The sequence below is a fragment of the Winogradskyella haliclonae genome, assembly GCF_014635865.1.
Taxonomy (GTDB): Bacteria; Bacteroidota; Bacteroidia; order Flavobacteriales; family Flavobacteriaceae; genus Winogradskyella; species Winogradskyella haliclonae.
The window spans coordinates 379,971-393,274 of the sequence record NZ_BMDQ01000002.1 but is presented as its reverse complement, the minus strand read 5'-3'; the positions used below and the strand labels follow the sequence as shown (position 1 = coordinate 393,274).

The following is a 13,304-nucleotide window of genomic DNA, read 5'->3' as shown; positions in this document are numbered from 1 at the left end:
TCAGAATTTCTTTTATGAATATTGAAATCTAAATCTTTAATACCTATAAACTCATGCGGCAATCCCTAATAAAACTATATAAAAGAGATTTAAATGCGGTTAAGAAAGAACTTAAGTCTTACCATAAAGAACAAGTCATTTGGAAAATAGATAAAGGCATATCTAATTGTGCAGGTAATCTTGCACTACATCTCGTTGGAAACTTAAATCATTTTATTGGTGCTACATTAGGTAATACGGGCTACATTAGACAACGTGATTTAGAATTCTCTCAAAAGAATGTTCCTGTAGTTGACATGATTAAGATGCTAGAGGACACTGAAAAAATGATAGAACTGACATTAACAAACTTAACAGATGAAGACTTACAAAAGGAATACAGAAGGAATCCCTTTGAAGACTTTATGACCACTGAATACTTTTTGTTGCACCTTAAGTCTCATTTAGCGTATCATTTGGGGCAGATTAATTATCACAGACGTTTATTCGATAAAAATTAAGCCATGAAATTGAAATTAATAATTATTCTAATCATTGGAGTAAATCTTTCATTTTCCCAAGATTTAACTTTTGAAGAATATAATCCTAAATCGACGTTAGTTGTTCCAGGAAAAATCATAAAACGTGCAAAATTCCCTTTTATAGATGTTCATGGGCATCAATACAGAATGGCAACTCAAAATTTAGAACCTGTCATTTCCGCTATGGATACGCTTAATTTACAAACCATGGTAAACCTAAGTGGACGTTCTGGTGAAGACTTGATTAAAGCACTAGAGAATGCAAATGCCAATTATCCTGGACGATTTGTACTTTTTTGTAATATTAACTTTGAAGGAGCAGGAGCAGAGGGATGGATTGAAAAAACGGTAACACAACTTGAGGCTGATGTTAAAGCAGGTGCAGTAGGATTGAAAGTTTATAAAAGTTTGGGTTTAAGAAATAAAGATTTTAAAGGAAACCGACTTGCTGTAGATGATTCGCGTCTTGACCCTATTTGGGCTAAATGTGGCGAATTAGACATCCCTGTTTTAATTCATTCTGCCGATCCAAAATCGTTTTGGGATGATTTTGATGGTGATAATGAACGTTGGCTTGAGTTAAAAACCCGTCCTAACCGTAAACGTGGACCAAATAACCCAGCACCTTGGGAAGAAATCATTGCAGAACAGCATCGTATGTTTAAAAAACATCCCAACACCACATTTATAAATGCACATATGGGTTGGTATGCAAATAACCTTGGGAAGTTAGGAGAACTATTAGATGAAATGCCAAATATGAATGTTGGTATTGGAGCAATTATAGCTGAACTAGGTCGTCAACCAAGATTTGCTAAAGCTTTTTTTGAGAAATACCAAGACCGAATTTTATTTGGAAAAGATAGTTGGAAACCCGAAGAGTTTCCAACTTATTTCAGAGTTTTAGAATCTAATGATGAGTATTTTCCATATCACAAAAAATATCATGCATTTTGGGCAATGTATGGTTTAGATTTATCAGATGAGGTACTAAAAAAAGTATATTATAAAAATGCTTTACGAATAGTCCCAGGTATTGATAAAACTAAATTCCCAAAATAAATGCGTTAAAGCGGGATATTACCGTGTTTCCTATTTGGTCTATTCACGTCCTTGTTTTCTAACATATGAAACGCTTTTATCAGCTTGCGTCTTGTGTTTTTAGGAAGTATAACTTCATCTATAAAACCACGTTCTGCAGCACTGTATGGGTTTGCAAAGAGATTTGCATATTCAGCTTCTTTTTCTTTCCATTTCGCTTCTTTGTCATCTGCAGCAGAAATTTCGCGTTTAAAGATGATCTCAGCAGCTCCTTTAGCTCCCATAACCGCAATTTCAGCATTAGGCCAAGCAAAATTCATGTCAGCACCAATATGCTTTGAATTCATAACATCATAAGCGCCACCGTATGCTTTACGAGTAATTACTGTAACTCTCGGTACAGTAGCTTCGCTAAACGCATATAATAATTTTGCACCGTTGGTAATAATAGCGTTCCACTCTTGGTCCGTACCAGGTAAAAATCCAGGCACATCTTCCAAGACTAAAAGTGGAATATTAAAAGCATCACAGAAGCGTACTAAACGTGCTGCTTTTGTAGAACTATTAACATCTAATACACCTGCTAAAAACATAGGTTGATTAGCCACAACACCAACAGATTTACCTCCCAAACGCGCAAAACCTACTATAATATTTTCGGCAAAATCTTTATGAATTTCATAGAAAGAATCTTCATCAATAATGCCTTCAATAACCTGATGCATATCGTACGGCTTGTTTGGATTATCAGGAACAATGTCTGATAAGCTTTCTCTGACTTCGTCTTTTAAATCAAACGGAATATCAATTGCTTTTTCTCTATTATTTTGTGGAAGATAACTTAACAGGCGTTTGATATCTTCTAACGCTTCAACATCGTTTGAAGATGTTAAGTGTGCCACACCAGATTTTGTAGAATGTACACTTGCACCACCTAATTCTTCACTTGTAACTTCTTCATTAGTTACCGTTTTAACCACATTTGGCCCAGTTACAAACATGTAACTTGTGTCTTGTACCATAAGTGTAAAATCTGTCATAGCAGGTGAGTAAACGGCACCACCTGCACAAGGTCCCATAATTGCAGATATTTGAGGAATAACACCCGATGCTTGTACATTACGATAAAAAATATCAGCATAGCCACCTAAAGACCGCACACCTTCTTGAATACGTGCGCCACCAGAATCATTAAGTCCTATAATTGGAGCACCTACATTTACTGCCATATCCATAATTTTGCAAATTTTCTCAGCATGGGTTTCGGATAGTGAACCCCCAAAAACGGTGAAGTCTTGCGCGAAAATATAAATGAGTCTTCCGTTTACGGTTCCATATCCAGTAACCACACCATCACCATAGAATTTTTGATTTTCCATACCAAAATCTTTGGTTCTGTGCGTAACTAATGCCCCTATTTCTTCAAAAGAGCCTTCATCTAATAGATAGAGCACACGTTCTCTGGCTGTTAGTTTTTTCTTTTGGTGTTGTTTGTCTATTCTTGCTTGACCACCACCTAATCTCGATAGTTCTAGCTTTTCATTTAATGCTTTTGTTTTCGAATCCATAATATCTTAGTTAGGTAGCTTTAATAATTGTTGTTCTTCTAAGTAAGTTTTTAGAGCAATTTGAGCTGCAATCTCTGCTTCAGCTTTATGTTGCGCTTCTAAAAGGTCAGGTGAGTAGTACTTTTTTACGAAATGCGTATCAAAATTTCCACTTCTAAAAGCGTCATGTTCACATACAAAGCGTCCAAAAGGTAATGTTGTTTCTACGCCTTTTACTTTGTAATTGTCAATCGCTTTAATCATTAGCTCAATGGCTTCAGCTCTTGTTTGGCCATAGGTGATTAATTTTGAGAGCATTGGATCATAATAAATAGGAATATCCATGCCTTCCTCAAAACCATTGTCCACACGAATATTTTCACCAACAGGAAGTTGGTATATTTCTAGATTACCTACACTCGGTAAGAAATCGTTCATTGGGTCTTCGGCATAAACACGAAGCTCTAACGCATGACCGTTGATTTTTAAGTCATTTTGGTTAATCTCTAAAGCTTCTCCTCGAGCAACTTTAATTTGGAGTTCAACCAAATCCACTCCAGAAATTAATTCAGAAACTGGATGTTCAACCTGAAGACGTGTATTCATTTCTAAAAAATAGAAATTATGGTCTGCATCAAGTAAAAACTCAACAGTACCAGCACCCAAATAATCGCAAGCTTTGGCTACATCAATGGCTGCTTTTCCCATTCGTTCACGCAATTCTGGAGTTAATACTGCCGAAGGTGCTTCTTCAACGACTTTTTGATGACGGCGTTGTACAGAACATTCACGCTCAAAAAGGTGAACAATATTTCCATGACTATCTGCCATGACTTGTATTTCGATATGTCGCGGAGATTTTACGTATTTTTCGATAAAAACGGAGCCATCTCCAAAGGCTGAAGTGGCCTCACTTATGGCGCGTTTCATCTGTTCTTCTAAATCGCTTTCCTGTTCTACAACTCGCATGCCTTTTCCGCCGCCTCCAGCAGCAGCTTTGATGAGTATTGGAAAACCAATCGACTTTGCAATTTCAATAGCTTCTTTTGGGTCAGTAACGGCATTGTCAACACCAGGAACCATTGGTATATCATAATCTTTTACAGCGTCTTTAGCAGCGAGCTTATCGCCCATCATTTCTATAGCTTTAGATTTTGGACCAATAAATATGACATTGTTTACTTCACAAAGCTTTGCAAAATCTGAATTCTCGCTTAAAAAACCATATCCTGGATGAATGCCATCTACATTTAAAGACTTTGCAACTTCTATAATTTTATCACCTAATAAATAAGATTGGTTTGACGGAGCTGGGCCAATACAAACGGCTTCATCTGCAAATTTTACATGAGGCGCATTTCTATCTGCTTCAGAAAAAATGGCAACTGTTTTAATTCCCATTTTCTTAGCTGTTTGCATCACGCGAATCGCAATTTCGCCACGGTTGGCAACTAATATTTTTTTCATGCTTACTCGAACGAAATTAAAAGGTTATTTTTATCTACTGTTTCTCCTTGATTAACGGCAATTGATTTTATGATACCATCTCTTGGAGAATTAATGACGTTTTCCATTTTCATAGCTTCAAGAATAAGAAGCGCATCGTTTTCTTTCACCTCTTGTCCTTGAGTAACATTAATCTCTAAGATAAGTCCAGGCATAGGCGCTTTGATATCATTTACTTTTTTTGAGGCACCAACTTCAAAACCTAATTCGCTTATGAGCTGGTCTAATTCATCTTGAATAACAACAGAATACGTATTACTATTCACTTTTACCTCGTATGTTTTTTTATTAAAGTCCGATTCTAGTACTGAAGCCTCAAGTGAATTATCATTGTTAAGAATATGAAACTGATTCTTAGAGGTTTCAACAGCATCTAGCTTATTAATATCGTCTTTTGTGATATTAAAACTATGGGTATTGTTGACTTTTATCTTATACATATCATACGTTTTATTTAGTATTATTAAAATTTGAATCTCTTTGGTGACGCTTTATAGCTTTTCTTGAAAGAATAAGACCTATAATCAAAGATATAAATGCGCCAATGTATATTCCAGGAATAAAGTTTATAAATAAAAAGAAATCGTAAGCGCCATGAAATAAGGTTGCCAAACCTAATCCAGCTAAGTTTAACTTAATTCTGTTGTTTGAGAATTTAGCTTTACCCATAAAATAACCCATAAGTATTCCAAAAGTGGCATGTGCTGGGACAGCTGTAAAAGCTCTTAATATAGCTACTTCAGTACCTCCATCTAAAACATACATAATGTTTTCTGTACAGGCAAAGCCCATAGATACCATTACGGCGTACATAATGCCATCATAAGGCTCGTTAAAATCTTTTTTGGGTTGCGCATAATATTTTACGATAACATATTTGCTAAACTCTTCCGAAAGTGCAACAACAATAAATGCTTGTATAAACTGCTGCCAGACACTAAACTTATCAGTGATAGGAATAAACCGTCCAGTAATAAGATATAATACGAGTACTATAAGAACACTAACAAAAGCACCAAGTAAAAAGCTCTTTATTAACAGCCCTAATGGCTCTTTCTCATGCTTATCCTGAAAATAGATATAAGTGCTTATTGCTAATATAGGCGCTATTGCAAGTAAGAGTAAATGCATTAATGCTTAAGACTTTTAATAGATTCTAGTACAAATTTGTAATATTCAGTATTTGAAGCTATGAAATGAGAATTGGTAGTACTATTTGCCAATAGATTTTCAAACTCATTAAAGGTAACTAATTTTAGAGCTTCTACTTCATCTTTTTGAGGGATTAACTGATTTAAATCAATAGACAATTTTGCCACATAAACTTGATGAAATTCAAAATCTTTTATAGTGCCATTATCATAAATTGATTTATGAAGATGGGTCCCGATTTTCGTTAAATCATTTTCATTAAGCTTCAATCCAATCTCTTCTTTAGTTTCTCGTGTAGCTGCTTCTTTAAATGTTTCGCCAGCGTCTATATGCCCAGCAACAGAAACATCCCATAATAGTGGGTATATTACTTTTTTATGAGACCGTTGCTGCAATAATATTTCGTCATTATCGGTGTATAACCAAAGGTGAATGGTATTATGATACCAACCCTTTTTATGTACTTCGGATTTTAAAGCTGTTTTACCAGTAGGCTTTCCGTTTTCATCAACAATGTCTAAGAGCTCATCCATTGACAGCAGCATTTAAGACACTAAACAATTTTTTGAAATGTGTTTCTGTATTAAATATATGACAAGACACACGCATGTAATCACCACGAAAAGATAAATGGATATTATGGCTTTTTAAGGTTTGTTTTAATAGGTCAGTATCTACAGAGTTTGGAATTTTTATACCAAATAAATGCTTTGCCCTCACTTCAGGATTATCAGATGTAAATCCAATTTCTGATAATGATTTTAAGGCGTCTCCTGAAATAGAATGGCAATAGTCTTGAAATTCGGCTTTATTAATTTTTAATATTTCTTCTAAAGCTGCTATTTGCATTTTTACATAAATAAAACTACCGCTTTCGCCCATAGCATATCTGCTTGCTTTTGGTTTGTATTGTGATTGGTATTCCGTTAAACCAGACAAGTTTTCACTACCTAAACGGTTTGCCCAATTTTGTTCTATGGGTTTGCCATTATCAAAATAGGAACCATAATACGCATAAGCACATCCGTAGGGTCCAAACAACCACTTATAACCAGCACAGATTAAGGCATCTGGTTGTATGTCTTTTATAGAAAACGGTAATGCACCAATGGATTGACTACCATCAATTACTAAAAGTGCATCATGCTCATTAGTCTTCTTTCTTAAGGCTTTTAAATCAAATACAATTCCGTTTGCCCAATGCAAATGTCCAATGGCAACTAGTGCCGTATTTTTGGTTATAGCCTCAAGTATTAATCCATTCCAATCTTTAGGTTTGTCTGGTTGATTTACTGTTACAATTTTTGCATTGTATTGTTTGGCTAAATTCTCCCAGATGTAATAATTACTAGGAAACTGTTCTTCTACAATTACAATTTCATCACCTTCTTTTAAAGTAATATTATTGGCAACATTAGCCATGCCGTATGATACTGAAGGAATCGTGACGACACGATTGTAATCATCTTCGTCTATAAGTTGCGCAAATAACTTTCGAAGTTTGATTACAGGCTCAAACAAATCTGATGCTTGTCGTAATTCTGGGCTGCTTTTTCTTCTAATTGCCCCTATACCAGCAGCTTCAACCGATTTAAAAGCAGGAGAGAAGCTTGCCGTATTGAGATACGTCACATCTTCTGAAATGTTGAATAGGTGCTTTTGTTGCTTTAAAGACATGATAAGTTAAAAATAAAACCAGTAATATTTAAGATATTAACTGGCTTTGGTTTTTATTTAAAATAGCTAAACGTTTCGCCATCTTTAATGTTTAATAATGATTCATAAATTAAGCGAATCACATTTTCAACATCGTCTTTATGAACCATCTCTACAGTCGTATGCATGTAGCGTAATGGTAAAGAAATGAGCGCAGAGGCAACACCACCATTACTATAAGCAAAAGCATCGGTATCTGTACCTGTAGCTCTTGATAATGCTGCACGTTGAAAAGGAATTTTCTTTTCTTCAGCTGTGTCTGTAATTAAATCCCTCAACTTTTGTTGTACTGCTGGTGCATAAGCAATAACTGGACCTTTACCAATTTCTGCAAGACCTTGTTTTTTAGGGTCAATCATTGGGGTAGTCGTATCGTGAGTCACGTCAGTTACAATCGCCACATCAGGCTTTATAGTTTCGGTAATCATTTCTGCACCTCGTAAGCCTATTTCTTCCTGTACAGAATTAGTAATATACAATCCAAAAGGTAATTTCTTTTTGTTTTCATGAAGTAAACGTGCTACTTCAGCAATCATAAAACCACCCATGCGGTTGTCTAACGCACGACATACAAATTTATCGCTATTAAGAATATGAAACTCATCCGGATAGGTAATAACACATCCAATATGTACGCCCATTTTCTCAACTTCAGCTTTGTCTTTTGCGCCTATATCAATACAGATATTATCAGGTTTTGGTGGTTCTTCTTTTGCACGACTTCTTGTGTGTATTGCTGGCCATCCAAAGACACCTTTTACAATACCTTTCTTGGTATGGATGTTTACGACTTTACTAGGCGCAATTTGGTGGTCACTTCCTCCATTTCTAATCACATAGAGTAGCCCTTTGTCAGAGATGTAATTGACGTACCATGAAATCTCATCGGCATGCCCTTCTATAACAACTCTATATTTTGCTTTTGGGTTGATGACTGCAACAGCACTACCATAGGTGTCGGTTATAAATTCGTCCACATAAGGTTTTAGATAATTCATCCATATTTTTTGGCCTTCCCATTCATATCCAGTAGGCGATGCGTTATTTAAGTATTTTTCTAAAAAGTCCATCGACTTTTTGTTGAGTAATTTCTTTTTTGCCATGCGTTTAAAATTTTCCTAAAAATAACAATATTAATAGTAAAATTAAGGTTATAGGATATATTAATTCGTAATTTTGAATAGCTTTAATTTCCATTTTTGGAATGGTTTTAGAGAGACATAATAGTTATGCGATACATTATCTTTTTTTTCTTCTGTTTCCCTATGCTTTTATTAGCGCAGATAGAACCTGTAGAACAAGATTCTTTGCAAGAAAAGTACTTGCTTATTGAAGGCGATTCTATTCCAAGAAAGTATATAGACTTAGACGAAGTTCTGGTATTGCCAGATTTAAAATTTCGTGATAAAGATGAGCGTTATCGCTATTTGATTTTAAGACGTAAGACGCGCAAAGTTTATCCTTATGCAAAGATGGCGGCTGAGCGTTTAATAGAGTTAAACGAAGAGTTAAAACAATTTGAAAAACGTCGAAAAAAGAAAAAGCACGCAAAAAAAGTTCAAAAATATATTGAAAAAGAATTCTCAGCTGAGCTAAAAAAACTTACCAAGACTGAAGGTCAGATTTTAGTAAAATTAATTCACCGCCAAACTGGAAAAACAGCCTTTCAATTAGTCAAAGAGCTGCGTAATGGTTGGCGTGCTTTCTGGTATAATAACACAGCGAGTTTGTTTGATATTAAGCTTAAGCGTGAGTTTGCACCATTAGATGTCGAAGAGGACTATTTGATTGAAGACATTTTACTGCGCGATTTCCAAAATGGCCGATTAGAGCGTCAAGAACCTGCTTTTGAAATCGATTATTACGATTTATTAAATAAATGGAAAGCATCTAAAAAGCTTGCAAAAAAACAATGAGTGAACAATCCAAACGCGAAGAATTACTAAATGCTTGGTCTCATGGATTGGGTTCTGTTTTAGGAGTTATTGGTTTAATATTACTTATTGTTAATGTTGATAGTTCTAAACCATGGGCATTGTTTAGTGTCGTTGTGTATGGATTATCTATTATTATTTTATTTACGGCATCAACAGCTTACCACGCTATTTCTAATTACGATTTAAAACAAAAATTTAGAATCGTAGACCATATTAGTATTTACTTGCTTATTGCCGGAACTTACACTCCTGTTTTACTAATTATGTTACCAGATAGTTTGGGTTGGCCTTTATTTTATACAGTTTGGGGTATTGCCATTTTTGGTGTGATTTTAAAGCTCTTTTTTACAGGCAAATTTGAGATATTTTCAACACTATTGTATCTAGTGATGGGTTGGTTGATTGTTTTTGACTTTTCCACGCTATCAAAATTAATGCATCCAAATGGGATATTGTGGTTATTTGCAGGTGGATTATTTTATACCATAGGCATTGTATTTTACGCCATACACAAAATACCTTTTAATCATGTAATTTGGCACTTTTTTGTATTAGCAGGTGCTATTTGTCATTTTTTAATGATGTATTGGCATCTGACTTAGTTCGTTGAATGTAGTTTTGCAAAATAAGTAATTCTGTTTTTTACTACATTAGGTATCTTTTCATTTTCTAACCAAGTATGAATATTACCTATATAATCCATTCCAAGATATTCTGCAGATAAAATAAAAGGCAAAAAGAATTCTTCATTTTGACTATCGTCATTACTGGTACTTAATACAGACATTTGTTTATTTCTTAACTTTCTTCCTAAGTCTTTTTCAATTGTTAAACAATCTGTAAGTCTATCGAAAAACACCTTTAGAATACCACTCATTGTATACCAATATACTGGGGTTGCAAAAATGATTTGTTGATAGCCAATTACTTTTCTCATAAGAGGTAAAAAATCATCATCTCTGTTTTGATGCTTGTAATCAAAATGAGAAATATTTAAACCATTTAAGTTAATCAAGTCGAAATCTAATGATTGCTTTAAGCAATTAACAATTGTTGAAGTATTTCCATCATTTCTTGAGCTACCGAAAATTAATATTCGTTTTGTCATAATGATTTAAACATGCTGATCAATTAAAATTGTATTGCCATCTGGGTCAAATAGCGTAATGCTTTCAGGTCCTTTTGTAGTGTCATCAGCTTCTTTCACTAATGTAATGCCTGAAGATTTTAGATGTTTTTGGATCGCTCTGACATCATCAAAATTATCTTGATTTTCGGCTTCTTGATTCCAACCAGGGTTAAAAGTAATGATGTTTTGCTCAAACATACCTTGAAAAAGCCCGACAATAGCATCACCGTTTTTCATGATAAGGTAATTGCGTTCCATGTCTCCAGCGAATACTGAGAATCCTAGGGTTTCGTAAAACTCTTTTGAAACTTTTATATCCTTAACACTTAAGCTTATAGAAAATGCACCTACTTTCATAACTAAATGAGTTTAATAATTTGACAGTTTTAAAGGTAATGAAAAGGCACTTATAAATTTAAGCCTTAGTTCTAATTGTTTTCTGCAGCAAAGAATTTCTTACCAATAAAAGGAATGTCTTTTCTCGAAAACCATAATGTCACTAAACTCAAAAGAAATGTTACTATTGCCGTGTAAAACAATAATCCACCATCTCCATTTATAGCTATGCCAAGCTGTGTGAGATGCATCATAATAGCACCGCCAATAATGCCAACAACTAGAGTAGCGCCAAGCCATGTTGTTTTTGGAACTAGAATTAAAATACTAGCAATAAGCTCTAATATACCAATACCAATTCTTCCATAAGGTTCTAAACCAACTTTAGTAAAGATATAGACGCTGTCTGGATGAGCAGTAAATTTGAATCTTAGGGTTTGTATTAGAATGACTGCCACTGCGATGCGGATGATTAGTTTTAAGTATTTCATGTTTAATTATGTTTTTTTTGGTTGAATTATCTAAAACACTAAGTCAACATTTTAAAAGTATACTTACATAATGACTAAATTTTTAAACGAAGATAATTTGATTAGTCATCATTTAATTTACCATAGTATATCAAATCCACCAATTGACCAGAAGTTGTTTTATAATCACATCGGATGGTGCCTTCAATTTTAAAACCAGCTTTTTCAGCTATTTTCCGTGCAGAATGATTTTTTGGATGTGTTCTTAGAAATAGTTTTCTAAAGCCATGTTCTTTAAAACAATGCTCGCAAAATAAAATAAAGGCTTTGGTTGATAGGCCTTTACCAGCATATTTCTCATCGATATAAAGTCCCATTTCGGTTTTTGGAATCTTCCAGTCCACATTTTTTAAGTCTAAAAACCCAGCAATAGTATGCGTTTTAGTGTCTTCAATAATGTATGGGAAATACTCGCGTTTATTAACTTTTTCTAACATTTCAGCTAAAAAAGCTTTAGTGTCTTCAAATGTTTTAGTTCTAGATGTTGTGCCTGTGAAGAAATCTTCTAAACGCTTTCTGTTTTTAGACACCATTTTATAATAGGCATCTATATCGGAGTTTTGTAATAGGCGAATATTGTAATTATCGAACTGCATTTACTTTAATTTATAAAATAACAATCGACTTTGTTTGTTCATAGGCAAAAGTAAAAGCTCTTTTTCTTTAACATAAGCAATGTCACCAACACTTTGTCCTACGGTAAGAATTTTTTTGGTATTGCCTTTGTAATCAATCAGATGAATATTACCACTCTTCCAGTCAGATATTATCATGTGCTTATCGTTATATGGTCTAATGCCATCTAAATTTCCTATAATCGAAGAGATAGTATCTACGCTTTTTGTAGCCATATCTATTTTAGATAAGCGCCCACCTTCTGGAGCAGAACCCCATGATGCCACATACATTGTATTGTCTTGGACTAATAAACCATTTGGTTTGTCCAGAGCGTCATTTGCTAACCACAATGTAAAGTTGCCTTCGGTATCTAACTTATAAATTTCTGAAGTTCTAGTATCTGAAACATAAACATTCCCAGAATTATCAATAGCAACATCGTTTAAAAAAGCGATACTTGGCAAGGTGTATTTTTTTAAAATTTGACCAGTTTTTATATCTGCTTCAACCAGTTCTGTTACATCAGACACATATAGCTTATCTTCAGTAATAGCAATACCTTTGGGGTCATTAAGTGCTGCAATAAAGGTTTTGTTTAAAATTTTACCATCTAAATTTATCGTAGCAATAGAACCATCACCATCTTCACTATTACCAATAAGTGAAGCATAAACCCTATTGTTTTTTGAATCGTAAACAGCAGATTCGCAATGTGTTAATTCTGAAGTTTCAGATATAAAAGTAGGAATTGAGCTTTTAGTTTCTTCAATTACTTTTTTAAGATTAGTCAAATTAGTCTCTTCTTGTGCTTTAACAGAACCTCCAGCTAATGCCATTATAGATTTTGAAACTATACCGTTGCCTTTTGCAGTAGTACTAGAGCTGATTTTTGTTTTTCCATCGACGTCACTCATACTAAGTTTATAGTCCATGTTCATAAAATCTGATGTAAACGTCATAGATATAGACTCGTTAGGCACAATCTCAGTAATCGTTTCACGAATAACCATTTCTTCTCCTTCAGTTATAAAATAGACATCAGAAACTGCGCCTACAGTATCTGGGGTTCCACTAATATGTTCGATTCTTTGAAAACCCATCAACCAATCAGCCATTTTATTTGGGTCTTGACTAGTAGCCCATGATTCTGCTAATGGTTTATCTACCATCACTTCACAGTCATAGGAAACTTCAGACTTAATAATGCCCAAAAGAAAAAAACCGATAACTAGAATAGCTATAATTCCTAATACGTACTTTAAATATTTCAT

16 protein-coding genes are annotated in these 13,304 nt (G+C 34.3%); 4 read left to right on the top strand and 12 right to left on the bottom strand.

The features are described 5' to 3' along the window. The first annotated feature begins 53 nt into the window (after nucleotides 1-53). Both IEV10_RS09870 and IEV10_RS09865 read left to right on the top strand, forming a co-directional pair. Nucleotides 54-500 (top strand): DinB family protein, encoded by a 447-nt coding sequence (locus IEV10_RS09870; RefSeq protein WP_188374556.1) that lies wholly within the window; start codon nucleotides 54-56, stop codon nucleotides 498-500. Between the two features lie 3 nt (nucleotides 501-503). Then, nucleotides 504-1,583: an amidohydrolase family protein gene (locus IEV10_RS09865; RefSeq protein ID WP_188374555.1), complete on the top strand. Its 1,080-nt coding sequence runs from the start codon at nucleotides 504-506 to the stop codon at nucleotides 1,581-1,583. 5 nt (nucleotides 1,584-1,588) lie between these two features. On the opposite strand, the gene IEV10_RS09860 is transcribed toward IEV10_RS09865, so the two are convergent. The 7 genes from IEV10_RS09860 to IEV10_RS09830 are packed head-to-tail and all read right to left on the bottom strand — an operon-like array spanning nucleotide 1,589 to nucleotide 8,586. Beyond that, the gene (locus IEV10_RS09860) at nucleotides 1,589-3,130 is read right to left on the bottom strand and encodes an acyl-CoA carboxylase subunit beta (RefSeq protein ID WP_188374554.1); all 1,542 of its coding nucleotides are present in this window, start codon (nucleotides 3,128-3,130) and stop codon (nucleotides 1,589-1,591) included. 6 nt (nucleotides 3,131-3,136) lie between these two features. Further along, nucleotides 3,137-4,576, bottom strand: a complete 1,440-nt coding sequence (locus IEV10_RS09855) for an acetyl-CoA carboxylase biotin carboxylase subunit (protein ID WP_188374553.1) — start codon at nucleotides 4,574-4,576, stop codon at nucleotides 3,137-3,139. A gap of 2 nt (nucleotides 4,577-4,578) precedes the next feature. Further along, nucleotides 4,579-5,055, bottom strand: a complete 477-nt coding sequence (locus IEV10_RS09850) for an acyl-CoA carboxylase biotin carboxyl carrier protein subunit (RefSeq protein WP_188374552.1) — start codon at nucleotides 5,053-5,055, stop codon at nucleotides 4,579-4,581. A 10-nt stretch (nucleotides 5,056-5,065) separates the two neighbouring features. Further along, complete coding sequence (locus IEV10_RS09845) at nucleotides 5,066-5,746, bottom strand: PrsW family intramembrane metalloprotease (RefSeq protein ID WP_188374551.1); 681 nt, start codon at nucleotides 5,744-5,746, stop codon at nucleotides 5,066-5,068. Further along, nucleotides 5,746-6,300, bottom strand: a complete 555-nt coding sequence (locus IEV10_RS09840) for an NUDIX hydrolase (protein ID WP_188374550.1) — start codon at nucleotides 6,298-6,300, stop codon at nucleotides 5,746-5,748. Before IEV10_RS09840 ends, IEV10_RS09845 begins: the two co-directional genes overlap by 1 nt. Continuing rightward, a complete protein-coding gene (locus IEV10_RS09835) occupies nucleotides 6,293-7,444 on the bottom strand; it encodes an aminotransferase class V-fold PLP-dependent enzyme (protein WP_188374549.1) in 1,152 nt (383 codons plus the stop codon). Before IEV10_RS09835 ends, IEV10_RS09840 begins: the two co-directional genes overlap by 8 nt. A 53-nt stretch (nucleotides 7,445-7,497) precedes the next feature. Then, a complete protein-coding gene (locus IEV10_RS09830; RefSeq protein ID WP_188374548.1) occupies nucleotides 7,498-8,586 on the bottom strand; it encodes a M42 family metallopeptidase in 1,089 nt (362 codons plus the stop codon). A 126-nt stretch (nucleotides 8,587-8,712) separates the two neighbouring features. Here IEV10_RS09830 and IEV10_RS09825 point away from each other — a divergent pair, with 126 nt between their 5' ends. Then, entirely contained in the window at nucleotides 8,713-9,399 is a 687-nt protein-coding gene (locus IEV10_RS09825) for a DUF4294 domain-containing protein (protein WP_188374547.1), read from the top strand. After that, nucleotides 9,396-10,022 carry a PAQR family membrane homeostasis protein TrhA gene (gene trhA / locus IEV10_RS09820; protein WP_188374546.1) on the top strand — a complete coding sequence of 209 codons (627 nt, stop codon included), beginning with the start codon at nucleotides 9,396-9,398 and terminating at the stop codon, nucleotides 10,020-10,022. Before IEV10_RS09825 ends, trhA begins: the two co-directional genes overlap by 4 nt. Here trhA and IEV10_RS09815 read toward each other — a convergent pair. The 5 genes from IEV10_RS09815 to IEV10_RS09795 form a co-directional block, all read right to left on the bottom strand. Beyond that, the gene (locus IEV10_RS09815) at nucleotides 10,019-10,528 is read right to left on the bottom strand and encodes a flavodoxin family protein (RefSeq protein WP_188374545.1); all 510 of its coding nucleotides are present in this window, start codon (nucleotides 10,526-10,528) and stop codon (nucleotides 10,019-10,021) included. The two genes, trhA and IEV10_RS09815, sit on opposite strands and share 4 nt — an antisense overlap. Before the next feature lie 6 nt (nucleotides 10,529-10,534). Next, nucleotides 10,535-10,906 carry a VOC family protein gene (locus IEV10_RS09810; RefSeq protein ID WP_188374544.1) on the bottom strand — a complete coding sequence of 124 codons (372 nt, stop codon included), beginning with the start codon at nucleotides 10,904-10,906 and terminating at the stop codon, nucleotides 10,535-10,537. A gap of 71 nt (nucleotides 10,907-10,977) precedes the next feature. Continuing rightward, a complete protein-coding gene (locus IEV10_RS09805; RefSeq protein WP_188374543.1) occupies nucleotides 10,978-11,376 on the bottom strand; it encodes a DoxX family protein in 399 nt (132 codons plus the stop codon). Nucleotides 11,377-11,477: 101 nt separating this feature from the next. Next, nucleotides 11,478-12,011, bottom strand: coding sequence for a GNAT family N-acetyltransferase (locus tag IEV10_RS09800; RefSeq protein WP_188374542.1), 534 nt, complete (start codon nucleotides 12,009-12,011; stop codon nucleotides 11,478-11,480). After that, complete coding sequence (locus IEV10_RS09795) at nucleotides 12,012-13,304, bottom strand: SRPBCC family protein (protein ID WP_188374541.1); 1,293 nt, start codon at nucleotides 13,302-13,304, stop codon at nucleotides 12,012-12,014.